The organism is Mesobacillus sp. ABV4_180 (assembly GCF_056158485.1).
The window spans coordinates 703169-729519 of record NZ_JBSWTJ010000001.1 but is presented as its reverse complement, the minus strand read 5'-3'; the positions used below and the strand labels follow the sequence as shown (position 1 = coordinate 729519).

Here is a 26351-nt window from a genome sequence, read left to right as displayed (position 1 = left end):
CAAAGACACAGGATTGATTTTTCTCACTAAGTCTTATATCCTATTATTTTAGGAGCTAAACTCCAATTTTTAAATAATAATATTTTTCCAAAAGGCCTGTCAGACCACTAACTATTATAACATTCCAACACTTTTACAGTATTAAAGTTATATTACAATCATAAGACATCGTTGTCCCTCGATTGCCGTCAACTTATAATGAATTGTAGCACTAAGCAGTATTGTCGAACATAAAAACGATGTCGAATATAGAATAGGTAATGTTGGGAAATTTTTCGCTAGAGAGGAGAGAAAGATTTGCTGCCAAGTTACTATACAGTAAAAGGTTATGGAGAGCATGAAATCGAGATTCAGAAATCCAGATTCATTGCATATATACAAAGAGCAGAGACAGAGGAAGAAGCGCAGGAGTTCATCCAGATGATTAAGAAGAAAAACTGGAACGCAACTCATAACTGTTCAGCTTATATGATCGGCGAGAATGACCAGATCCAAAAAGCAAATGATGATGGCGAGCCAAGCGGCACGGCTGGAGTCCCTATTCTTGAAGTATTAAAGAAGAAGCACTTAAAGGATACCGTCGTTGTCATCACTCGTTACTTCGGAGGAATCAAGCTCGGTGCCGGTGGATTAATTCGCGCTTACGGAAAAGCAACGTCAGAAGGTTTAAATGCGACTGGAATCGTGGAAAGAAAGCTGATGCGGATCTTGCATACAACAATTGACTACACCTGGCTTGGTAAGATTGAGAATGAATTAAGGGCTTCTGTGTTTCAGATAAAAGAAATTCACTACCTGGATAAAGTTGAAATTGAGACATATGTAGAAGAGGCACAAACAGAAAAGTTCCACGAATGGATGATTGAAATGACGAGCGGGCAGGGAGAAATTCGTTCTGGCGAAGTTATTTATATGGAAAACGACTTACCTATGTAATATTTGTCTTTTTCAAAGATTCTATTAAAAAAGTCGACTTCATATATTATAATTAAATATTGCAAGGTTATTCGATTTTATACAAAGGATGTTATTTATGAAATCCCAAAATCAAACTCCAGTAAACCGGAGTACTAACGCCTATAAAAAGAAAAAACGCAGAAGGCGCAACCTTTTACTTTTTCTTTTATTGATATTTGTCTCATTGATTAGCTTTTCAGGATACCTGTTATTCCAGACATATGCTGTAGCAAAGAATTCATATGAAGAACTTGATGGCCGAGAGGGAAAATCCGAGCTGCGTGAAGAACCAGTATATATTTCCACCGATCCTGTCTCTGTAATCTTATTGGGGATTGAAAATTATACAGACGAAAATGATCATGGCAGATCTGACACAATTATGGTGGCGACCTTTAATCCTGATCAACAATCTATGAAACTTGTAAGTATCCCTCGAGATACATTAGTCAATATTCCTGATTACAAGGAAGATAAAATAAATCACTCTTATTCAATAGGTGGCAAAGAGAAAGTAATCGAAACAGTAGAAGAGTTTCTTGACATACCTATTGATTATTATGCAACAGTTAACTTTAAAGGTTTTACAAATATTATCGATTCTGTTGGCGGTGTCACAGTAGATGTTCCATTTGACTTTAATGATATAAATCGAAATTGGGACCGGTTTTATTTCTATGAAGGCAGCCAAAAACTAAGTGGTGAAGAAGCACTTGTATATGCCCGTATGAGAAAGCAAGATCCACGTGGGGATTTTGGACGTAATGAGCGCCAGCGTCAAATTGTTACAGGAGTTATCGATAGCCTGTCATCACCGAAAACACTTTTGAAGATTGATGATATAGCTTCTGAAATCGGTGGAAATATAGAAACAAATATGCGGATGAAAGAAGCACTCGCTTTTCGAAAAAAATATCCAGACTTTGATTCTTCTTCCATTGAACAGCTGGAATTAAAGGGATATGATAATTACATTAATAATGTTTATTATTTTAGTGTCGATCCTGACAATCTGGAGGAAGTAACATCAGAGCTTAAAAATCATTTGGAATTACCCACGACAACTGAAGATGAGACACAGTCCGAGAATAATGAATATTAAAACAGCTGCCCTAAATGGGCAGCTTAATTTTTTTCTTCACGGAATAGTTCTGGCAGCAATAATACCAATGCGCTTATTATTATTCCAATTAATAGGCCAAATATTGCCCGTTGAACAGGAGAAACAAAGTTGCCAGGTGAAACAGAGACCTCATTTATGATTAGTGCATCCTCTAATTCTTCATATTGATCATACTGCTTACTAAGGATTTCTTCCGTAGTCGATGGTTCCACTTCTGCCGCGTTGCTTTCCGCATTTTCTATACTATCTTCAAGACGTTTGATACTTTCCTTGAGTCGATTCCTTCTATTTTCTATCCATTCTTCACTATCCAGCATGATTCCATCTACAAATTTGGTTAACGTTTGCTCAGCTACTATTTTATCCTGGTCATTAAAACTTAATTTTAGTGTTTTATTGGTAACTGTCTCTTCAATTAATATTTTTGATTTAAGCACCTCTATATCTAAATCAAGATCATAGTTTTCATTTAATTTCTCTATTAAACGTTCTGCGGTTAATTTCTTTTTCATGATCGCAGGATTATTCCTAGTGTCTTGCTCATAGCTCCCCAGCATAATTTCCGCTTCTGCTATATAACTTGCAGGCTGCTTTTCCGCAAATATATATCCGATTCCAGCAGTTAATATTGGAATTAACAACAAAAGTATCGCTAATTTTTTCGCACGATAAAGGATTCTTTTTAATAGTTCATTCATTATTGTTTAGCTCCTTCAATTTTCCCTTGTTTTTATAACGAAAATTTATATAACCTATGGCAAAGGCAACTAATATCCATGAATAATTTAAAGTCATAAAAGAACTTGGACTTATACTTGCCAATGAGAATGCAACAAGACTGGTACTCAAAGCCTGGGTGATCATTCTATCGATCCAATGCTCTGAATTTTTGTATAAACGGAACAGGCTAACAATCAACCATAAATAGAGTATTAAATAACCGATAAAAATAAAAATACCGTAATGAACAAAAATTTCCGCCCACCAGTTATGAATATTCACAATTTCATCTGTAGGAAGTACCGCAAAATTCTTCATATAGTACTCAATATTCCCTGCACCTATACCCAAGCCAAAAGAGTCTGCAATGAAAATAAATGCGTTTTTCAAAAGATTGATCCTTATATCGGTCGATGCGACGGCACTGTCTGATGCAGTAAACGCACTGATTATTTGGCTTCCTACCTTCTGAAGAATGCCATTCATTAAATCATTAAGGAATATGTAGGCCCCTGTAAACCCTGTCAATCCCAGTATAACTAAATACCTTTTTTCTTTTAGCTTCGTAAAAAACAAAAACCAGAAAACCAAGCCTAAAGATAAAGAGAGCAAATTAGCTCGTGACTCGCTGACATAGATTTGAAAGATGGCAGAGAGCACCAGAAAACCTGCAGCCAGCCTGATAAATAAAGATTTGATTCTCAGCACACCTGGTTTATACCGATGAAAAACAGCAAAAGCAAAAAAGAAACTCAGTGCCAGATAACTCGCATAATCATTTTCATTCGCGAATACCGCAGTTGGTCTGTGCTGAACATAGGCTCCCATTGTGCTTAGACGAGAAACTGGCAACTGCTGCTTGGTAAGGTAATTCCAATAACCAATAGCAAGCATAAAAGTCATGACAAGCACCCAAGTATAAAGCAAAGCGGTATAATCTTCTCTTTTATTGAAAAGAGATGTAAAAAGGAAAATAAAGAATATGCCCGAAACAAGAAAGAAGATATCCTTTACTCCATCGGATAAAGATTGGACCCATAGTAAAGATAAAACCGCAAAGGCTATCCATGTAAGCATAAAGATCAGGACAGGCCTCACAGGCTCTTTGCCGTAAAGTGATATACTTTTGCTTTTGAACCAGCTTCGCAAAAATATGAATAAAGCAACAGGCAAAAATAAACGATATGGAAATAAGGAAATGGGGCCTACTTTGAGGGATATTAGACCTGGACCAACGAAAGAAGAAATAATAAATGCATAAAGCAACAGGCGATTTAAGCCAAATCTTTTCCATAGTTTCCAGGCAACCGAGATTAGAACTGGAAGAATGAACAGGGATAAAGCAGCTGCACCCAAAATAAACAGTGAACTGGTTAATGATAAGATGGACATTATTCCCCATGCAAGTAGGATTGATATCAAAAAGGCCGCTATTAGTTGCTGCACAAGTTTAAGATTATGTATGTTCTGCATCCTTTTCACCTTTCAACCGCATTTATTTCCTATTACATTGTACAAGAGGCTGGTGTAAAACACCAACCCCCTGAATGAATTGTTATTGATTTCTAAGCAATTGGTTTTCCGGAACTTTCCGGATGACCTTCGCAGGTGTTCCTACGACAAGCTCTTCTTGTTTAACATCCTTTGTAACGATGCTTCCAGCACCGACAGCTCCATCCTCTTCAATGGTAATGCCAGGAAGAGTAGTAGTGTTCGCTCCGATACGGCCGCCGTTTTTAATCGTGATACCCTTGAATTTGTCGTATCTTTCATCAGAGCGAGCCATATAGTTATCATTCGTCGTCACCACGCCTGGAGCTACAAATACATAATCGCCAAGCTCTGAGTAGGCGGTGATATAGCAGTTTGTCTCTAACTTGCACTTTAAGCCAACTTTACAATCGTTTTCAACTGCCACACCGCGGCCAACAATTGTTTTTTCTCCAATTGTCACTCTTTCGCGGATTGTAGCAAGATCGGCAACGAATACATCATCAGCCAATTCAGCGTTTGCGTAAATGATAGAAGACGTACCAATTGTACATCCTGAACCAATGATAGTAGGCGGCAATTGCTTTACATCAGGCAAAATGGAATTCTTAGCCCTGCTTGGCTGTTTGCCAATGACTACATTATCCTGAATCAGGACATAGTCGCCAATTGTAACGCCATCATAAATAATGACATTATGTCCAATAGTGACATTTTCACCGAATGATACATTTTCTCCGATTACTACGTTATTCCCCATTTTTGGAGTATTCATATAAACGCTCCCTATCCCTTATTTTGAATAAAATTCAGCAATCTTGCTTACTACATATTCCTGTTGTTCCAGCTTTAACTCTGGGAACATCGGCAATGACAATGCTTCTGCACATGCCTTTTCTGTTTCTGGAAGATCGCCTTCTTTGTATCCTAATTCTTCAAATACAGGCTGGAGGTGCAATGGCTTTGGATAATAAATCATTGTGCTGACGCCATTTTCATTCAAGAAAGCCTGAAGCTCGTCCCTTCTTTGAACGCGAATAGTATACTGGTGGAATACATGATGGTTATGTTCTTCAATAAACGGAGTGACAATATCTTTTACACTCTCGTTCAATAATTTTGTATAGTTTTCGGCCTTCTCGCGGCGAAGATCACTCCACTCATTCAAATGAGGGAATTTAACATTAAGGATTGCTGCCTGAAGTTCATCAAGACGGCTGTTGTATCCCAGCACATGGTGGTAGTACTTTGGCTTGCTGCCATGTACACGGATGACGCGCATTTTTTCTGCAATTTCATCATCCTTTGTTACGATCATACCAGCATCTCCATATGCTCCAAGGTTTTTAGTCGGGAAGAAGCTGTAGCAAGCTGTTGTTCCCAGTTCTCCAACCTTTTTACCTTTATACAGAGATCCGATTGCCTGGGCAGCATCTTCGATTACAGCAAGATTATGCTTCTCTGCGATTTCTACAATCGCATCCATATCAGCCATTTGCCCATAAAGGTGGACAGGGACGATCGCCTTCGTTTTTTCAGTTATAGCAGCTTCAATTTTCTTTGGATCGATATTGAAGGTTTTAGGATCAATATCAACAAATACAGGAGTGCCGCCTGCTCTTGCGACTGCACCAGCCGTTGCAAAGAAGGTAAAGGATGGTACGATTACCTCATCCCCCTGTGTAACGCCGCAAGCCTGTAAAGAAATATGCAGCGCATCACTGCCGTTGGCTACTCCAATTCCGTGCTTAACTCCGCTATATTCAGCTACATCACTCTCAAGCTTTTTCACATTAGAACCAAGGATGAAATGGGATTTGGACATTACATCATCCAGCGCCTCCATAATTTCGCCTTTAAGTGTTTGATATTGTTCTGTTAAGTCAAGCATTTGTACTTTCATTTTTTTCCCTCTTTCTTTTAATATGAAGCAGCTGCACTGCCTTCAAATTTTTGATATATTCCAACGAGCTTTTTACTTTCTGCTTCCCAATTATAAATGGTTTCAACAGCATGACGGCCATTTCTTCCCATTTGAGCGGCTTCTTCCGGATTTTCTAAAATCCATTTCATTGCCTTGGCTATTTCGTTGACATTCAATGGATCAACGCATATTCCACAATTGTTGTCTTCCACTATTTCCTGCCAGATAGGGAAGTTAGAAGCGATTACTGGGACGCCAGCTGACATGTATTCAAACATTTTAATGGGCAAGGACACGATAAATCGTGGCTCAGGATGCAGCAAGACAAGTCCCATATCAGCTTCAGCTAAAGTCTTTTTTACTCCATCCCTGTCAAGAAACCCTTTAAAATCCGTGTATTTGAAACCTGTCATGTTTCTTACTTCATCCTCTAAAGCCGGTGGTGCAAATGATCCGGCGAGTACAAAGGTACAAGGGATGTCTTCATTAAGCTTTTCAACAGCTTGTACCATTTCCTTTATTCCTCTTAGAACATAGATGCCTCCAATGTAAAGAGCGGTATTTTTAGACTCTTCTACTTTGTCATTATAATCCGCAGACAGTTCATCTAAAAGAGGATAATTGTGAATGGTTATTGTATTTTCATTATAACCTTTGAATCGCTCTGCTATGGTTGGAGTTGCTGTCGAAATCGCATCGAATTTCTTTGAAGCATACTTCTCATAGCTTTTGACCATCATTGAAATCAATCTCCGCAATGGCTTCGGGATCCACTGCTTGGATAAAACCTGTTCGGGGACATCCTCATGTACATCATAAATCACTTTTTTCCCTTTTGCCTTCAGCTTCAATCCGATAGGAATCAATTCTGGATCATGAAAATGATAAACATCCGCATCAATTTCAAGGGCTTTTAAATAAACATGTTTGGTTGTATTACGCATCCTGTCAAGCTGGCCTTTTGCCGCTGACTGGATTCCGCGGATTTTAACTCCAGCCTTCTCAGAATCCTCTACATTGGGGACTACATAATAGACTTCATGGCCAGCCTTTTGCAACGACTGGCATTCTTTTATAAAAATCCGAGTATCATTGGCAGAGTGTACTGATGTTAAGTGGCATACCTTCATTTTTTCACTACCTTAATTAATGATCATCCCTGAATATTTTTTAATAAATCATCGACGATGAATTTCCAGGAATAAGACTCTTCTACAAACTTCCTTCCAGACTGTGAATAGTGCTGATACTCCCGTTCTCCCATCGCTGCACATTCAAGAATTTTACTGGCAATATCATCAGGGTTTTCAGGTTCAGCAACTATACCGCTGTTGTTACTTTCAATTAATTCAGCACTTTCTCCTGCACCGCAGTATAAAACAGGTACACCGCTTGCAAGTGCAGGAAATATCTTCGAAGGTCGAGCTCCTTTAAATAATTCTATATTCCTTAGCGAAACTACCGAAAAATCAGAAATTGAAAAGATATTCGGCATTTCAGTAACCGGGACTGATTCATGAAAAACCAGGTTAGTAAGCTTCAAATCATCTTTTAGCTTTATAAGAGTCTCTTTCTCTGGCCCATCGCCAATGATTAAAAACTTCACATCAGGGTTCTGGCCTTCAACAATTTTTGCAGCCTTCAGAACAGAATCCAGTCCCTGTGCATAACCCACCCTGCCGGCAAATGTAAACACTTTCTTGCCTTCAAATCCTAGTTTTTCTAGCCAATGTCTGTTTGGTTCTCTAGGGGCAAAGGTTTCTGTGTTAACTCCATTCGGAAGAAGGAAAACTTGTTCCCTCCTCTTCCCCTTTTTAACCATATACTCGAGGATTCCTTCAGTAGCCGTGGCAATTTTCCAAGACTTCTTGTAGAGCCAGGTTTCAAGTAATTCAGCCATCTTTATAAATGTCTTATTTTTTAATATACCCAGTTCCACAGCAGACTCAGGCCAGATATCGGCAACATTGAACACGAACTTTGCTCTTTTAAATTTTGAAGCAAAGTAGCCTGTAATCCCTAAAAACAATGGTGGAGATGTACAAATAATCACATCAGTTTTCTGTGATTTAAATACCGAATAAAAAGCGCTGAATGTAAAAGAAAAATAAGAAATCAGCCTTAGCCAAAAGCTTCCTTTTGGACTCGGATAAATCCAGCTTCGATGCACCGGAATCCCATCCAGATGCTCAAATTGATAAAACTTCCCCTTGTATTCATCAGGAATGATTCCGTCAGGATGATGAGGAAATGCTGTCAGCACTTCTACTTCATAGCCACGTTTAATCAGCTCCCTGCTAACCTCATAAAGCCTGATTTGTGGAGCCCCTGTTTCAGGAGGGAAGTTCTCACTTAAGAAAGTAATTCTCATAATGATTAAACCTCTTTGTTGAAATGCTCAACTATTTTAACTGAAGCTTGTCCATCCCCAAAATAGTCATTGTATGCAGGATGAACTTCTTTTTGGATTGCTGTCAATATTTTATCCACATCTGTACCTGTAAGGATATTAGCGTCATCCTGGAGTGTTTCAACCCATTCTGTCTGTTCACGTAAGGTGACACACGGGATTTCAAGGAAATAAGCTTCCTTTTGCATGCCTCCGGAATCAGTAATAATCTTCTTCGCATTACTTTCAAGCGAAAGGATATCAAGATAACCTACAGGATCGATTACCTGTAAATCAGGTACGGAAGCAAGGTCAATTCCCATGCCGCTTAAAATATTTCTTGTACGTGGATGAATCGGCCATATCTTTTTGCCTTCAATTTTTGAAAATGCTTCGATAATATTTTTGATATTTACAGGATCATCAGTATTTTCGGCACGATGGACAGTAATTAAATAATATCCACCTTTTTCAAGACCATTTTCGGCTAAAATTGTTGACTTTTCTTCTGAAAGATTGCGGTTATAAAGAACAGCATCATACATGACATCGCCAACATTAAAGACGTTTCTCGTTACATTTTCGTTTTGCAGATTTTGAACCGCTGTATCTGTTGGACAGAATAGGTATTCAGAAATATGGTCCGTCATGATTCGGTTAATTTCTTCAGGCATCCTTTTGTTAAAGCTTCTTAAGCCAGCTTCAATATGGATAACTGGAATATGCAATTTTGCTGCTGCCATCGCCCCAGCGATTGTAGAGTTGGTGTCACCGTATACAAGCAGGTAGTCTGGCTTTTCATCAAAAATGATATTTTCAATTCCCTCAAGCATAACAGCAGTTTGCTTTCCATGAGTGGATGAACCCACATTCAAATGATAGTCAGGTTTGGGAATGTTCAATTCATCAAAGAAAATATCACTCATATTTTTGTCATAGTGCTGTCCGGTATGGACATATATTTCTGTATGTAATTTTCTAAGCTCTCTTGATACCGGAGCAGCTTTAATAAATTGAGGCCTTGCTCCGATCACGGTCAGAAACTTCATAAAGAATCCCCTTTGTTTTAAGACATATGAAGAAGTAGCATAGAATTTCCTCTATGCTACTTATCCAATTTAGTTTATAGCTTAATGTATTTTTCTGGTTTTTGATAATTTTTCATTGCGTTTCTTGTATCGAACAGGACTTTGCTGTATTTGCCGATCATATCATAATCAAATGATGTATGATCAGTTGTTATCATAACAAGATCCGCTTCTTCAAGGACCTGCTGAGTAAGCTCCACAGTTTCTACAACCAAATCGCAAGAGCGGAATGAAGTCACGTGTGGGTCACATACCATCAGTTCTGCTCCTTCATTTCTTAGTGTTTCAATAATAGGAAGAACTGGAGATTCCCGTACATCATCAATATCCTTCTTGTATGCCACTCCAAGGATTGCAATTTTCGAACCTCTCAATGCCTTACCTTCACCATTAAGTGCATACATTGCCTTATTTACTACAAATTCAGGCATACCATTGTTGATTTCGCCAGCAAGCTCAATCAAACGAGTATGGTAGTTATACTCCCTTGCTTTCCATGTAAGATAGAATGGGTCGATAGGGATGCAGTGTCCGCCAAGACCAGGTCCTGGATAAAAAGCCATAAAGCCGTATGGCTTTGTTGCAGCAGCATCAATGACTTCCCACACATCAATGCCCATTTTGTTGCATAGGATCGCCATTTCATTAGCTAATGCAATGTTAATATGTCTGAATGTATTTTCAAGGATTTTTTCCATTTCAGCGACTGCCGGGCTAGAAACCTGGTGAACATCGCCTTCAAGCACACTTTTATACATTTCTGACGCAATTGCAGTACATGCAGGAGTAATCCCACCGACTACTTTAGGAGTATTCTTTGTATTATAATGCTTGTTGCCTGGATCAACACGTTCAGGTGAGTAAGCAAGGAAGAAATCTTCTCCACACTTCAAGCCGCTGCTTTCAAGAATCGGCTTGAGAACCTCTTCTGTAGTGCCTGGATAAGTAGTACTTTCCAGTACAATCAGCATTCCTTTATGAAGATATTTCGCGATCTCTTTACCAGAGCTTTCTACATATGAAGTATCAGGCTGCTGATAAGTATCAAGAGGAGTTGGAACGCAGATAGCTACAGCGTCAACTTCCTGTATTTTTGAGTAATCAATTGTAGCAAATAGCTTTTTGTCTTGGACAATTTCCTTTAATTCTTCGTCAACAACATCCCCAATGTAGTTGATACCTTGATTAACCATGTCCGCTCTTTTTTGCTGGACATCAAAGCCGATAACCTGGTATCCCGCCTTTGCCTTTTCTACAGCAAGAGGAAGGCCAACATATCCCAAGCCTACTACACCGATTGTAGCCGTTCTATTCGTAATTTTTTCCATAAGTTCCTGGCCGGTTTGGCTTAATTGTACTTGTTCATTCATTTTTAATCCCTCATTCTTCTCATTAATTTATTTTAACAGGTTTATTGGAATTTGCTGATTCATAAAAAGCCAGGACCAGCTCAAGTGCTTTTCTACCATCAAGCCCAGTAACGATTGGCTCTCGGTCCTCTTTGATCGCCTCTACCATATCTTCAATAATGCACAAATGTCCAGGCTTCCCTATAGGATCATTTTTTACAGTTTCTACAATATCATTCACGGCTGCATCTGTCATATCCTGAACATTCCAATGTTCAACAAGACTGGCTGTTTTGCCGCCAACCTTTATAGTCCCCGTTTCGCCGAAAACACTGATCGTTTCTTCAAGGTTAGATGGATAAATCGTAGTGGCTGCCTCTACTATACCCAAAGCGCCATTTTTAAAACGAATGACTCCAGTCGATACATCCTCAGATTCTATGTCACGAAGCCTTGTAGCTTCCATACTGTAGATCTCTTCAACATCACCCATCAGCCAAAGGATCAAATCAAGATTGTGAATGGCCTGGTTCATCAACACACCACCATCAAATTCCTTCGTGCCTCGCCAAGGAGCTTGTTTATAATATTGATCGTTACGATTCCATCTTACGGTTGCATTGGCATGGCTGAGTTTACCAAGCTTTTGTTCATCCATTGCCTTTTTAAGCTCAATCATTACTGGACGGAAACGGTTTGGGTGTACCACTGACAATTTCACATTGTTTTCTTTGCATGCATTAATAATTGCATCTGTATCCTCAAGTGTCATTGCAATTGGCTTTTCAACAACGATATGTTTCTTGGCGTTTGCTGATTCAACAGCAATATTTGCGTGGAAACCACTAGGAGTACAAATATTTATGACATCTACTTCATCATTTTTCAGCAGTTCTGAAAGCTGTGTATAACCTTTTACATTATATTGCTCGATAAATGGTTCCATTTTAGAAGGGTCTGTATCACACACAGCAACAAGGTTTGCACCTTCTGCTTTAGTGACCGCCTCCGCATGCTTATGGGCAATATGGCCACAGCCAACGATCGCGAAATTAACCATGATTATATCTCCTTCACAATTTATTTAGTCGTCAGAGGGTTTTTATCTAAAACCTGTTAACTCCTAATTAACTTTTTGAAAAATTTTTGCCTTAATAACAACTTTTTAACTAAAGAGATGTCTTCTCTTTTAAATAAGAGGAACTTTGTAAATGCTTCTCCTGTAACTTTCTTAAAAAGCACTGCCTTGATTACAAAACTCAGGCTATATGATATAGATGTAGCAATAGCTGCACCTGTTGCCTCGTACATAGGAATTAAAACAATGTTTAAAATGGTGCTGAAAATCACATTAAAAATTGAAACATACATATTGATTTCCGGCTTCCCTCTGGCTGCTATATCGTTAGATAATATCTTTTCCACAGCGAGGAACGAAATCCCCGGTAGAAGAATTTTTAAAAAGAACGGTGTCTCTTTATATTGATTCCCTAAAACCGGAGCCAAGAAATCAATTACGAAAAAAATAACCACTGAAAAAAGAAGCATGAAGATCATCGTGAACCTGCTGACAATCGATGTCAGGTGGTTCCGTTCTTCCTCTGTACCCATGGAAGCAATTCTCGGCAGTAAGACAGAAGATATAGATTGAGTAAATACTGACAGCTTTTCACCAAGGGTCAAGGCTGTAAAATAAAGGCCAACTGCTGTATTGCCAACAAAAAAACCAAGCAAATATATATTAATCCGGTAATTCATAAAGGTTACCAGGTTGCTCATATAAGATTTAAACCCGTAATGAAATGACTTTCTCAAATATGGAACATTTAATTTTAGATTATCCCTGGTCAAATTAAATCTTTTTACACTGAATACAAGAATAAATAGAAGGGTTAATGCATGACCACTTATAAAAGCAATTAAAGCCCCCATCAGTCCAAAATCGAATATAACGATTAAGATCAATACAAGTAAAAGGTTCGTAATCTGAGTTACGACCAAGATGGTATTGAATACTTTAAAATCCTGGATCCCCTGAAAAATAGTCTGAAAAAAAGTGTTCATCAACATAAAAGGAATCGCAATCAGGATAAAGTAAACGTAAGAGTGATCATCAATATCCTTAAATAACAGATCTCCAAAAAAATAAATGGCAATAAAGCCTGCAATGACCCCAATGATGCTAAGGATCACACCAATAATCAAATTATTGAAGAAGCTTTCACCCGGATCAATTTCCTGCCTGCTTACATAATAGACCGTAGAAATGTTTATCCCTAAATTAATGAACATCATCAGGATTGCGGGAAAGTTTGTTATTAACGCATACTCACCCTGTAATTCCGGCCCAAGCATCCGGGCGATTATGATGATAAGAAGCGTTCCAATCACAATGCTTGTAAACTGACGAACAAGAGTAATGAAACTATTCTTTAAAAAACTGTTTGGCTTTGTCATGAATCTATTCCACCATTATCACCTGAAATTTTCGCTGCAAATACAGAGTAATTCTTTTCCGCATTATACTTTTCATTCCATGTCTGGAAAGCAGCCTTTCGGTAGCCTTCCCTTTTATCTAATGGTAGACGAGATTGACTGTCGAGAAGTTTCGTTAGTTCATTAATTTCGAAATCATTAGGGATTAATTCACCATTTGTTTCATTCACCAGCTCACCTGTTCCGCCGACATCTGTCGCGACCGCAGGTATCCCGCAGCTAAATGCTTCCATTATTGATACAGGAATTCCTTCACTAGAGCTGACATTAATGAAAAGGTCTACAGGGTTCTTAAGATAATATGGGACAATTTCATCATTCGCCATATTTCCTGTGAACTCATACGTAATATTTTGAGGAAGTCCTTTTGCAAGACCTTCCAATTCATTTAGCCCTGGGCCCCCTCCAATATGGGTCCAGTGAATTCTCTCCTCGCACCCAGCAAGGCTTTTCACCAGGAGATCAAGCCGCTTAACTGGAACTATATAAGAACAGCTGACGATACGGAATATACCATCAGCAGAAACCTGTGAGGTTCCTTCCGGATTCAAGGTTCCCAGTCGAGCAACTTCAAGCTTTGAGCTTTCTCGGCCTGCTTGTCCTGCTAGATACTCAGCCCCATTCTGGGAAATCAAAAATAGCTTATCCAGGTTATTAATGACCGTATGCTTATAAGGCAGAAATGGAGGACTGTGACGATAATCATAAATGTCCCCCCCATGCCCCCTGGAAATCGCATAAATGTCAGGGTACCTTTCCTTTAGCAGCCCTATTCCCGGCGCAAGGGATAACCAATAGGAGTAGACCACAAATTTTGATGAATTATAGTCCTTAATTATCTTTTCTTGTATGTAATTACGAAGATGGAGCGCATTCGCTGTCCACGACATCAGTTTGCCGAAGCCCTTAATTCCAAACTTCCTTGCCCTGGTGCCTTCCTTAAGAAACCATTTTCGACCTTGTTCATCACGAACTCCGCTCATCTTAAAAGAAAAAGTATTCTTTTTTTGAAAAGACGGAATCAAATGAATTACAGCATTTGCAGGCAATTCTCTTTTTTGGGAATGGTCTGCACTGTTTACCGGGATAATATGTACTTTGAGAAACTTTTCACATAAAAAATCCAATTCGAGTTTTAAAAACTCCTCACCTGGATAAAATGGATATCGATTCGTAATTAAAATCAATTCCTTTTGCATGTCTCATCACTCAAATCACAAGAAGATTTGAAAAACCGTTTGTAAGCTGTGCCACAAACGGTTTTCCGTTTTAATGTTTTCCAGTTACTTTTCGGTACATCTTAATTAATGGTTTGTGACGCTCATTTACCAGCCCAATAAGTTCTGCGATAATCTGGAAAAGCAAGAGCAAACCGAATACAATCAGCAGAGACCCCCATAAGGTGGATGTTTCAAACATAACTGCTGCTGCACTGAAAAGAATACCTAATGCATAAATAACTAAAACTGTATTGCGATGGGAAAGCCCGATCGCCAATATGCGATGGTGCAAATGGCTCTTATCGGGAGCCCCGATTGGTTTCTTATTCACTACCCTGCGAATAATCGCGTAGGTTGTATCAAATATAGGTACACCTAATATTATTATTGGCACAATAAAGCTAAATAATGTAACACTCTTGTATAAGCCGAGCAGCGAAAGTATCCCTATTGAATATCCTAAAAACAACGCCCCGGTATCTCCCATGAATATTTTGGCCGGGTGGAAATTGTAAAAAAGAAACGCAATGGTACTTCCCAATAAAATAAGCGCAAGAGCTAATATAAGCGACTTGCCTGCGGCACCTGCCATAAATGCAACGGTCGCGATCCCGATTGAAGAGATCCCAGCAGCCAGGCCGTCCAGACCATCAATCAAGTTAATTGCATTTGTAATGGCGACAATCCAGAAAATTGTTACAGGAATCGCCCAAATCCCAAGATTAATTTTTGCCAAAAAAGGTATACTTATGAAGTCAATTGTTAATCCTGTACTTACGACAATTCCTGCAGCAACAATTTGACCCATGAGCTTTACCTTTGCTGATAGCTCATATTTATCATCCAAAATACCAAGGATGATAATTAAAACGGCACCTATAGAAATACCTGTGAGCTTTTCGTGATGCAGTCCAGCAGCAAAAAATCCGGCAACCACGCCAAGGAAAATAGCTAGCCCGCCAAGGCGAGGCATTACTTTAGCATGGACTTTTCGATGATTCGGTTTATCAGTCGCACCAATTTTGTGCGCAAATTTTATTACTAATGGTGTGAGTACCATAACGGTTAGGAACGAAACAAAAAAACCGATGATTAACTGTGCAGTCATGTAGACTTCCCCTCTGTAAAAAGGTAAATTCAAACCCTAACTAAGTGTACCATAATCCAACTATTATTCAATTTTTTATCCGTTAATTTTTGGTTACATTTATTTCAGGGCCTGTCATATCCTTGTTATTATTTTTCCTTTTTGGCATGGGACGAAACATTAATACAATCTTTATTTTTATCCTGTATGACGATAATGTCAATTATTTTTATTTTCCATATAAAAACCACTTCTAAAACGTTGTAATAAAAGGAAAACCCTATCGGATATAAAATCCAATAGGGATATTTATTATTGTTTATTGAAATAACTAATAATGCCTCTATACACTGCATCAGCAGCTTTCTGTCTGAAAGTTGGGTCTGCCAATAGGTCTGCATCACCTTTATTGGAAACAAAGGCTACTTCAACTAGAACACTCGGGATTTTCGTGTCTTTAATAACTCTAAAATCTCCATGTTTTACACCGCGATCATAAGTACCAAGAGTAGCTATAAGTTCCTTTTGTATCTCTTCTGCTAACAGCTTGCTGTCAGCAGATTCGTAAGTGCTATTCCACCATGTTTCTGTACCGTGTGGTGAAGATGTCGAATAGGAATTGACATGCATACTAACAAAAATATCAGCACCTGAACTGTTTGCCTGTGCTACCCTTTCGTTTAATGACGGGTAGGTATCCCCAGTCCTCGTCATTAAAACCTTGGACATAGTGCTTGTCAATCGGGATTGAATTCTTTTTGACATATCGAGGACTAAATCTTTTTCGACTATCTTTGTGCCATTGCTTGTAGAACCGCTTGCACCTGGATCTGATCCTCCATGGCCCGCATCAATCATGATAGTTTTCCCTACCACCGAAACTGCTAACGAATTAAATATACCATCCGAAACAGAAGCCGGACCTCCATATACAAAGAAACTTTGGTACCCATTATTGATAATGGCATTCCTCGTTTCGTTTGGAATTGAAGTTGATGTAGTAAGAAGAATCGGCTCATTACGTTTTGCGGCAAAAACCGCACCCGTTAATGCATCCGCGAATGTCATACCAGTTGCGATAGAAGATTGTGAACGTGTACTGAAATATTTATTCGCAATATTGGCAGCTACCTCAAAACGGTTCCTTCCATCTATGCGATTGGGATTAGGAACACTATTATAAACTGTGCTGGAAACACTGCCTTCTCCTCCAACAATGATTGTTTCGCTTACGCCCCATTGGTTAATGATATTTCTTGTGGAATCCGGCAGCGTATTTGTGTTGGTAAGCAATATAGGATAGCCGTTTCTTGCAGCATACGGAGCAATTGCCAGTGCATCCGGAAAATTCAATCCATAGGCAAGAACCACTTTGCTGCTTTGACCAATATGCAATGCAATATTATTAGCAACCTCAAACCGGTTAGCTCCTGCAATTCTTTCAACCTTAATACCCATATTTTGAATGTCATTTAATACATTCTCTGATATGCTTCCTGTACCCCCAACCGCAATTACGGAAGTTGCACCCAATCTAGCAATTTCTGTTTTTGTTGCTGCAGTCAATACTCCTGGCTGAGTTAATAGAATAGGCGCATTATATTTATATGCCAACGGCGCCGCAGCCAAGGCATCTGCATATGCATCATAATTAGCAATGATTACTGTATTTGCCGATGGCCACCCCTGCTTAGAAACATTTACCGCAACCTCAAACCGATCCTGTCCACCCAACCTTGTTGTGTAACCTTCTGCTGACGCCGGTAGTACAGCCATAAAGCAAAAAGCAACAGCGAACAGAAAAGTTACATAAACTTTTTTCATTTTTTTGCCTCCCTAGTTGTTATATCTCTCTTATTTTATCGGAGGGTTTCGACAAATTTCTATATTTTTTCCAAAGAAAATATAAATTGGTTAATTAGAATTATATTTTTATATCTAATACAGCACTATTCTAAACACAAAGACCCGTGGAGATAGCCACGGGCCTTTCAATTCTAGTTTTCAATTTTTAATTTTTCTAGTGCATTGATAGTCATTAATTCTATATTTTGATTATATTTCCCTTTATCCGTGTGCCCATATGGATCCAAAAACCAATTCCAGTAGAAGGTTCCTACTGAAAATACTTTTCTTCCATCCGGGTGGTTATACCAAATAATATCAGACAACCCATCTTTTCCATAAAGAACAACAGGGGATCTTGCTATATATTCTACATTCTCAGTGAAAATTGACCGGTCAACTTCTCCGCCAACTACTCCATCAATCTTGTCACCATTTTTCAATCCTGTTCCATTATAGATCCAGTGGTCTGCGTTTGTTACAACGAGCGGCATCGTTTTTTCTGGTATGCCTCTATACATGGTTCCAAATAGATATTCTTCCGCTCGGTTAACCGGTGAACTTCTGAATTGAGTCGTTACCTGTGATGGATCAATTTTATTATAAGGATCTTCAGCTGCACGATTTTTGTAAGATACCATTGTTCTTCCACCATCTTCAAGACGAACCTGCCAGTATCCAATATTTGCATTAAATAAGGCTAAATCCATGGAGGGCAGGTTTTCAATATTGTCTCTCATTTGCTTGGACCAGTATTCATCATGGCCAGCGATAATTAAATTTTTTGCATTTATATTGGTAAGAACACCATTATGAACATCCGAATCAGTTACAAATGTTAAACTATAGCCCTTTTTCTCGAGCCATCTTATAAGATTATATTCGAAAGTAAAGAACTCTCCCGCACCCCAATAGTTTTTATATGGCCTGTTAAATGATAGCTTAACAGCAGCTTCTTTATTGGTGCTATTATATCCGTAAAGGCTTTTACCGCCCCAGTTATTATAGGCATGGTAAGTGTTTGTAGCTATTAAAACCGTAAAGTCCGCTTTAGGATTTTGTTCTCTTACGGTAAATGGTATAAAACTTGCTTGCTTATTCTTTTGTACGATTTTCGCTAAGTAAAATCCACTTTCCCAATTCGATGGAATTTGATAAGTAAGTGATGGATTCCAACGTGCATTGAGAGTCACAGGATCCGGGGAATTCTTTTGAAGTTGTGCCGGTAATCCAGTTTTAGTACCTTTCAGTACTCCCCCTTTACCCTCATAGTAACCCATTCTGTAAAATTCCAGGTGATATGGCTGGTCACTATTTATATAAAAAGATAAAGACTGCCCGGGCAATACTGAGTGCGCAGAAGTATAACCTTGCAAACCATAACCCGCCCAGTTCTTCATCGTCCAATCGCCAGCTAGGTAAATGATATTGTTATTTACCGAGGCAGTACCCCCTAAAACTAAAACATCAGTTATCATTCTATCAATCAGAGCAGTTTGAGTAGTATCTGCCAATGAATTGGGCCATGTCAATAGGATTGAAGCATTCTCTTTTGCAGCTAACACTGATCCAGTTAAAGCATCGGCAAAAGTCAATCCATTTGCGATATACACTTTAGAAGTAGGATTATATTGCATAAAAATATTCTTCGCTACTTCAAAACGATCCTTTCCACCAACTCTTTTTGGTTGAGGGAGCTGATTATAAACCTTTGCACTTACACTCCCTTCCCCACCACTCACAAGCGTGCTTTGTACTGCGCGACTTTTCAGGGCTTCCTGTGTTTCAGCAGGGAGAACGTCCTTGTTTGTTAACAAAATCGGAAGACCATTTCTTGCTGCATAAGGAGCGATTGCAAGCGCATCCGGGAAGTTCATACCATAAGCAACTATAGCTCCTTTAGAAGGGTCCATTTTTCCAGCAATATTTTTCGCTACTTCAAACCGGTTTTTTCCATCTATTCTCGTTATAGTTTGTACCCCAGTTTGTTTAATCTGCTCAATCAGGCTAGGGTCAAGACTCCCTGGCCCTCCAACTAGAATGACTTCCTGTGGATTCAGCCTTTGTATTTCATTTTTGGTAGCCGTAGTCAACACTTTAGGCTGTGTCAATAAAATCGGTGCATTCTTCTGATATGCAAAAGGAGTTGCTGCTAAAGCATCAGCAAAAGCTAAATAGTTTGTAAGTATGACAGTTTCGGTTTTAGTACCTGCAGGCCAGCCCTTTTGTGAAACCTTCACAGCTACCTCAAATCGGTCTTTACCATCAAGGCGTTCGGCTGCACTTGCAAGATCATTATCCGCAAAGCCAAAGAACCAGAGAGAAACCAACACCAGTAATAATAATTTTTTAGGCAATTCTATTCCTCCGAGTAAAAAGTAATCTATTTTAATATTATTATTAATTTAAAAAAGCAGAACCCTTTTAAAGGCTTCTGCTTTTCTAGGACTAATTTAAAGGTTTTACACCTTTTGAATGAATATAGACTTCATGTCCGTTTGATTCAGAAATAATTTTATACCATAGTGTACTTTCTTCGTAGATATCTCCCTGTTTTTCACCTAAAATCACCACAGGAATATTTGCATTTGGATAAGTATAAACAATTGTAGCGTTCCAGTTTGTATCCCACCGAACCTTAAACGTTTCTGTTGTTGCCATTACCCGATACTTTCCAAACTCCCTACCGCCTAGATATTTATCAATTTTATACATATGGGCTGCAACTCTAGAACCCCAATTTGGATCAGAAGCGTATCTAACATTGATTCCGATTCCTTTGTGTCCAGGAACGCCACCATTATAGCGGTAGTCTGTAGTTTTTGTGTATCCATTGGACATATAAACATTGGCAAATTCTACTACGCTTTCAGCAAACGTATCAAATCCTTCTGCCGAACTTTCTGGATTGGAATCGTAAGCCTTTATGCCATAAAGGTTGCGTTTTGCAGTAGCAATATCACTTACTCCCCATGCACTTTCATGAATAGCTGTAGCGAGGATAAACAATGCATTAATATTGTAATCAGTTTGCGCTTTAAGCATTGCATCAATTAACTCACGTTGTCTTAAAGGACTTTGACGCCCCTCTCTAGTCTCCCAAGCTCTAATTTCAGAGTTATTATTTATATAACCTAACAAATCTTCTGACGTGTAAGATGTCTTAGTTCTTATAGGGAGGTACTGAAAATATTGCCTATATTTTCCTGCGTATTGCCCATTTGATAACGAGAAATTGTATCCATCCCAGCTGAAATAACTTGTTCCTGTGGCCATAAAGCTTGGGGCCTTCCCTACAACCGTGCTCACATTATTTACTTTGTGAATCAAATCTCCATTGCTTACATAGTAATAACTTCGATTCTTTACTGCATTCCACGGAAGCATTCTTACTTGTGATTGATAGACATAACCTTCAAAGTCAGCAACCTGAACTTTTACTCTCTCATTATCACCTGAGATATATTGCATTTCTGTATTAGGCGCAACATATGTAAGGTATCCACCTTCAGCATTGTAAATAGTTACAGTTGATTTACCAAATGAAGGCGATGCATATACCATACCATATCGCATTTTAACTATTTGATTTCCAAATACAGCTACTTCATTATTATAAGCTAATGGAATAGCATCCATAGAATTATAATTTGTGTTATTTACCATCAACGTACCATCATCATTTACAACTGCTTTCCTGTAGCTGATAAGTGAAGTTACGGTCTGGTCTGGAACTGAGGCTGGTCCACCTAATAGTGTCAAATTATACTTTGAATAATTGAAAATCGTATTTTGGATTGAAGGCATTGCCCTATCTGGATGTGATAATAATATTGGCGCGTGATTTTTTGCAGCCAATACAGATCCGGTTAATGCATCTGCAAATGTTAATCCGGTAGCAATAAACGCTTTATTGTTTGAAGTGCCATAATTAAGGGTACTAACAATATTAGCTGCTACTTCGTATCGGTCTTTCCCACCTATACGCACTGGGTTTTTGCCATTGTCCTTCAATTCATTGAAAATATTATCGCCAACACTTGCAGGACCCCCAGAAATAACAGTATTAGTGACAGCAGTATTATAAAGTGCCGGTTTAATAACATCTGGAACTTTATCAGCAGTAGTCAATAAAATTGGGTAGCCATGCTCTGCAGCATAAGGTGCTATAGCTAAAGCGTCAGGGAAATTCATGCCATAAGCAAGAATGGCTTTATTCGCAGCAGGAAACTCATCTGCAATATTTTTAGAAACCTCAAAACGGTCTCTTCCACCAAAACGTTTAATAGGAGTTACTCCTATTCGTTTTAAATCCTCTTCGACTTTGGTGTAAACACTGCCAGTACCACCAACTATAATAGCCTTTGTTGCTTTTAATCTCTTTATCTCTGTTTCGGTTTCTTTCGTAAGATAATCTTTATGGGTTAAAAGAATCGGTGCATTATACTTTATTGCTAAGGGAGTTGCAGTTAAAGCATCTGCAAAAGCACCATAATATGAAATAATGACGGTATCGGCAGTACTCCAACCAGTTTGCGAAACACCGACAGCCACTTCAAAGCGGTTTGCCCCTCCAATTCTATCAATCGTGGTAGCTCCGGAATCTGCTGCTTCTACTCTATTTAAATGCGCCGCATTAAAAAGAGATATAGATAAGACAAAACACACAAAGATGCTTAAAAATTTTCTCACTTTTTGTCCCCCAAATTTTATTCTATTTTCATGTGGCTACTAAACTCTACAACCTTTACAAATTCAGACAATATTATTAAAATACCATCTCCTTTTTTACAAGTATATTTCTAATCTATCAAAATTTTACAGAACCGTAAATGGGTTATAGGTAACTTTATCATTTTTTGTCTATTTATCTAATGAATATATTGAGAGTTTTGAGGCAAGACATAAAAATTACTTTTCCGTCCCAAAACAAAAAGGAATAAACCTTTTTCCACAAGGTTTATTCCTTACCTTTATATTAATAATGAATATTAACATATGGTATCTGCTGCAACTGGTCAAACTGACTTTTTACAGAATGATAGCCACTCCCGTAAAATCCATTCATTGGATTGAAATTTTTATAAACATTTATACCATTTAATAAACTTTGATTATCCTGTGTTTGGATTTTTTTAGTTTTAAAAGGCACTCTTGCTTTAGCAAAGCGATCTGTATATATAGATAAAAAATAGGTTGTCTTTAAGGGATGAATTTCACCTTTCTCTTCCTTCTCCTTTATTATTGCACCAATAAGAGCATGAGGAGCATGCCTGTCATACCATGACATGGTCCTGAATTCAGCTTCAGGAAATTGACTATGGTATTTTTCAATAATCCTGCTTATATTACTCTTATTGAATTCCCCTGAAGAGAGAGTTTCTAAAAATATATTTTCCTTTTTAACACCCAAAGCTTCTGAAGCAAGTTTAAAGTCATTACTTCTTATTTCTCCAAATTCATTTCGATCCAGGTGACCATGTAAAAATGATTCTTTATGAGGATCATGGTATACTCCATGCCACGTACATTTTACTGGACCAAACAGCGGATATATATGACTGGATTGTTCATCGTACAGCCCATTAATTACTTCCCTAGCGGTAGAATCTTCACCTTGGGACAAGAGGAGAACAAACACTTCTCTGTTGTTTTTTATCTGATTTATAATATCTACCCCAAATGTAAGCACTTCATCATCGGCATGTGGCACTAAATAAATTATAGGATTATCTGATTGTTTATGATATTGAATATCCGAGACTGCATCCTCGCTTACTGAGCCCGTTCCTCCTAAAATAGAATAATTTGGAATAGAAAATTCTTTGAAAATATTTAAAGTTAGTTCAGGTGTATAGTCGCTTAGTGTTAAAAGCAAAGAGGCATTTTCCTTTGCAGCAACTACTGATCCAGTCAACGCGTCAGCAAATGTTAAACCAGTCGCTATATATATTTTTTCAGTAGGAGTTTTAAGTGTTTTTACAATATTTGCAGCTACCTCAAAACGATCTTTCCCTCCAACTCTTAAAGGGGCAGGCAGGTTATGTTCAACCTGCGGGGTAACACTTGCCTCTCCACCAATAATAAATGATTGTTTAGTACCTTTTTCACGCAATAAAGTTGCTATAGGACTTGGCAATACTGAGGGTATAGTCAACAAGATAGGCATTTGCTGAGTTGCGGCGTAAGGAGAAATAGCCAGGGCATCAGGAAAATTAAGTCCGTTAGCGATGATAACTTTTTCCCATTGGTTAATCTTTAGAGCTATATTAGCAGAAACTTCAAACCTATTTTTGCCTCCTATTCTTTCAATATTAGTAATTCCCATAGAGTTAAGTTGCTCTATTACTTTATTTGAGATACTGCCTTCCCCACCAATAACGAAAACCTTTTTTGGTGATAAACGGTTAATTTCCTTAACAGTCTCATCTGTTAAACGATCCGGGAGAGCTAACAAGATGGGAGAGTTATTTTTGTATGCGAGCGGACCAGAAGATAAAGCATCAGCAAAAGCAGTATGGTTAACTATAAATACTGAGTCAGATATCGACCACTTTTGTGACAAACTGACTGCAACTTCAAAGCGGTTCTTCCCTCCAAACCTATCCGGTAAAGCATCAGCAAATGATTTCTCTGTATTTCCCAGAAACAAAAACAAAAATGCGCAAAACATTACTACTAACCTTTTCAAAATTTTCCCCCATTTTTTCTTTTTTCTTGGTTGACTGATAAATAATATGAAATGAAGTTCTAAAAAATACTAAATAATGTCTAAGAAAACCGGATTCACAAAATCCAGTTTTCTAAACTAATTTCTATAAAAATCCTCAATAGATTGCGCTAGCTTAATTGCCCTTGCCTGTTGGATATCCTGATTGGCTAATAAAGTAACTTCCTGTTGATTTGACACAAAGCCAAGTTCAATCAAAACAGAAGGCATCTTAGTCCATCTAGCAACAAAGAAATTTTGATCTATAAAACCTCTATTTGAAATTTGCGGGGTGGTAAGAGCTGCTCCAAAAAGCTGTGCTAATTTCTTAGATTCAGAGGCTGCCAAGCTTGGTGAAGTTGTATCGTAAGCAATCGTTTGTCCCATGTAGCTAATAGAACTTTGTACGCCACCATTGGAAACCACGAAGGATTTATTTGGTGTATCTTCCCTAACAAATTCATATCTTTTCCCATAAGAAATAACATATACGTCCTGTGTTTCGATTCCTGGACGATAGCTACTGTAGTGAGTGCTTAATCCTTTGGCGTTCTGATCAACACTTCCGTCATGATGCAGGCTTATGAATAAATCGACTTGAGCATTATTCGCAATATTTGCTCGATCCTCTAATGATAAATACAGGTCTTGATTAGGATTACGAGTATATTGTATGGTTGCTCCACGGTTTGTTAATTCCCTGCTTAATTTCAAAGCAAATTGACTGTTCAAATGCTTTTCGATATAACCAAAGTGACTTGCTCCTGGATCCTGGGCACCACCGTGTCCCGGATCCAGCATAATCTTTTTACCTGCCAAGGGAAGTCTACTGAACATTTGTGACACAATCGAATCAGGTACTGATGCAGGACCACCCAATATCACATAATTACTGATATTCTTTTCTTGTATTAAATTCCTGATGGATTGAGGAACTGATGCAGGGTGAGATAGCAGCAAAGGAGCCTGCTCCGTTGCAGCCAGCACAGAACCAGTTAATGCATCTGCAAAAGTTAATCCTGTAGCTATATATACTTTTTCAGTAGAGATATTAAAGGTTTTTATGATATTAGCAGATACCTCAAATCGATCCTTCCCACCAATACGCGTAGGATTGGGAAGCCCAGATTCTATTGATTGAGAAACACTTCCGGTTCCGCCAATTATGTAAGTTTTATTTTTTCCAGCTAGAGCCTGTACTGTGGGTGTTGTAAGGTCATTTTTATTACTAAGTAGTATCGGGGCCCCAACGCTTCCCGCGTAGGGTGATATAGCTAAGGCATCAGAAAAATTAAGCCCGTAAGCAATAAAGGCAGTATCCGAAGTTATAAATGAAGCGATATTCTTTGAAACCTCAAAGCGGTCTTTTCCACCGATTCTTTCTACCTCTGGAATTTTCAATTCCTGTTCAAGCTGAACTTTAACAGATGAAGAGACACTGCCTTCTCCACCAACAATAATTACTTTTTCAGGTTTTAGAAAATTCAGTTGATCTCTGGTTTTAGGTGTAAGAAACCCTGATTGAGTTAACAGTATTGGAGCCCCTAACTGTTTTGCCAGAGGACCTGCAGTCAATGCATCCGCATAAGCATCGTAATTGGATAAAACAACTGTGTGTGTACCACTCGGCCAGCCAGCTTTAGCAATATTCCCAGCTACATCAAAACGATCTGCACCAGAATACCTGATACCTTCTGCCTCAGAAGACTGTGGTAATAAAAGGGCAGATAACAAAAAAAGAGATGTAAAAACAATAATGTATAACTTGAGTTTGTTCAATAGAATACCTCCGTTAAAATAGTCTGTAATCAATCATCCTATTAACAAATAATTACCATTTATTTATACCATATTACCCACCTATTATTCTAGGTATTTTTTCAATATACAATTCTAGTTTTTGTAAAAAATATTTTTTATACCCATTGTTTATAAAGAGTTAAACGCTTATTA

19 protein-coding genes are annotated in these 26351 nt (G+C 38.3%); 2 read left to right on the top strand and 17 right to left on the bottom strand.

The window, feature by feature from the left end:
• Positions 1 to 297 precede the first annotated feature (297 nt).
• Entirely contained in the window at positions 298 to 936 is a 639-nt protein-coding gene (locus ACXAEA_RS03575; protein WP_475094565.1) for a YigZ family protein, read from the top strand.
• A gap of 97 nt (positions 937 to 1033) precedes the next feature.
• Positions 1034 to 2059: an LCP family protein gene (locus ACXAEA_RS03570; protein ID WP_475094564.1), complete on the top strand. Its 1026-nt coding sequence runs from the start codon at positions 1034 to 1036 to the stop codon at positions 2057 to 2059.
• A 23-nt stretch (positions 2060 to 2082) separates the two neighbouring features.
• Here the strand turns inward: ACXAEA_RS03570 and ACXAEA_RS03565 are convergent, their stop codons facing one another.
• From ACXAEA_RS03565 to ACXAEA_RS03485, 17 genes are all read right to left on the bottom strand, one after another.
• Positions 2083 to 2778, bottom strand: coding sequence for a hypothetical protein (locus ACXAEA_RS03565; protein ID WP_475094563.1), 696 nt, complete (start codon positions 2776 to 2778; stop codon positions 2083 to 2085).
• Positions 2771 to 4273, bottom strand: a complete 1503-nt coding sequence (locus ACXAEA_RS03560) for an O-antigen ligase family protein (RefSeq protein WP_475094562.1) — start codon at positions 4271 to 4273, stop codon at positions 2771 to 2773. The genes ACXAEA_RS03565 and ACXAEA_RS03560 overlap by 8 nt, the downstream gene beginning before the upstream one ends.
• Positions 4274 to 4355: 82 nt before the next feature.
• Positions 4356 to 5066 (bottom strand): acyltransferase, encoded by a 711-nt coding sequence (locus ACXAEA_RS03555; protein ID WP_475094561.1) that lies wholly within the window; start codon positions 5064 to 5066, stop codon positions 4356 to 4358.
• Between the two features lie 18 nt (positions 5067 to 5084).
• Positions 5085 to 6194 (bottom strand): DegT/DnrJ/EryC1/StrS family aminotransferase, encoded by a 1110-nt coding sequence (locus tag ACXAEA_RS03550; RefSeq protein WP_475094560.1) that lies wholly within the window; start codon positions 6192 to 6194, stop codon positions 5085 to 5087.
• Positions 6195 to 6211: 17 nt separating this feature from the next.
• A complete protein-coding gene (locus tag ACXAEA_RS03545; RefSeq protein WP_475094559.1) occupies positions 6212 to 7345 on the bottom strand; it encodes a glycosyltransferase family 4 protein in 1134 nt (377 codons plus the stop codon).
• Positions 7346 to 7368: 23 nt separating this feature from the next.
• Entirely contained in the window at positions 7369 to 8586 is a 1218-nt protein-coding gene (locus ACXAEA_RS03540) for a glycosyltransferase family 4 protein (RefSeq protein WP_475094558.1), read from the bottom strand.
• 5 nt (positions 8587 to 8591) lie between these two features.
• Positions 8592 to 9653: a non-hydrolyzing UDP-N-acetylglucosamine 2-epimerase gene (wecB, locus tag ACXAEA_RS03535; protein WP_475094557.1), complete on the bottom strand. Its 1062-nt coding sequence runs from the start codon at positions 9651 to 9653 to the stop codon at positions 8592 to 8594.
• A 74-nt stretch (positions 9654 to 9727) separates the two neighbouring features.
• The gene (locus ACXAEA_RS03530) at positions 9728 to 11020 is read right to left on the bottom strand and encodes a nucleotide sugar dehydrogenase (RefSeq protein ID WP_475098050.1); all 1293 of its coding nucleotides are present in this window, start codon (positions 11018 to 11020) and stop codon (positions 9728 to 9730) included.
• A gap of 64 nt (positions 11021 to 11084) precedes the next feature.
• Positions 11085 to 12101: a Gfo/Idh/MocA family protein gene (locus ACXAEA_RS03525; protein WP_475094556.1), complete on the bottom strand. Its 1017-nt coding sequence runs from the start codon at positions 12099 to 12101 to the stop codon at positions 11085 to 11087.
• A 56-nt stretch (positions 12102 to 12157) separates the two neighbouring features.
• Positions 12158 to 13498, bottom strand: coding sequence for a flippase (locus tag ACXAEA_RS03520; RefSeq protein ID WP_475094555.1), 1341 nt, complete (start codon positions 13496 to 13498; stop codon positions 12158 to 12160).
• Complete coding sequence (locus ACXAEA_RS03515; RefSeq protein ID WP_475094554.1) at positions 13495 to 14736, bottom strand: glycosyltransferase; 1242 nt, start codon at positions 14734 to 14736, stop codon at positions 13495 to 13497. The genes ACXAEA_RS03520 and ACXAEA_RS03515 overlap by 4 nt, the downstream gene beginning before the upstream one ends.
• 70 nt (positions 14737 to 14806) lie before the next feature.
• Positions 14807 to 15865, bottom strand: a complete 1059-nt coding sequence (locus ACXAEA_RS03510; protein ID WP_475094553.1) for a glycosyltransferase family 4 protein — start codon at positions 15863 to 15865, stop codon at positions 14807 to 14809.
• A gap of 291 nt (positions 15866 to 16156) precedes the next feature.
• Positions 16157 to 17668 carry a cell wall-binding repeat-containing protein gene (locus tag ACXAEA_RS03505; RefSeq protein WP_475094552.1) on the bottom strand — a complete coding sequence of 504 codons (1512 nt, stop codon included), beginning with the start codon at positions 17666 to 17668 and terminating at the stop codon, positions 16157 to 16159.
• A 173-nt stretch (positions 17669 to 17841) separates the two neighbouring features.
• Positions 17842 to 20046 carry a N,N-dimethylformamidase beta subunit family domain-containing protein gene (locus tag ACXAEA_RS03500; RefSeq protein ID WP_475094551.1) on the bottom strand — a complete coding sequence of 735 codons (2205 nt, stop codon included), beginning with the start codon at positions 20044 to 20046 and terminating at the stop codon, positions 17842 to 17844.
• A 91-nt stretch (positions 20047 to 20137) separates the two neighbouring features.
• The gene (locus tag ACXAEA_RS03495) at positions 20138 to 22381 is read right to left on the bottom strand and encodes a cell wall-binding repeat-containing protein (protein ID WP_475094550.1); all 2244 of its coding nucleotides are present in this window, start codon (positions 22379 to 22381) and stop codon (positions 20138 to 20140) included.
• 286 nt (positions 22382 to 22667) lie between these two features.
• Positions 22668 to 24380, bottom strand: a complete 1713-nt coding sequence (locus ACXAEA_RS03490) for a cell wall-binding repeat-containing protein (protein ID WP_475094549.1) — start codon at positions 24378 to 24380, stop codon at positions 22668 to 22670.
• Positions 24381 to 24497: 117 nt separating this feature from the next.
• The gene (locus tag ACXAEA_RS03485) at positions 24498 to 26177 is read right to left on the bottom strand and encodes a cell wall-binding repeat-containing protein (RefSeq protein ID WP_475094548.1); all 1680 of its coding nucleotides are present in this window, start codon (positions 26175 to 26177) and stop codon (positions 24498 to 24500) included.
• Positions 26178 to 26351 lie beyond the last annotated feature (174 nt).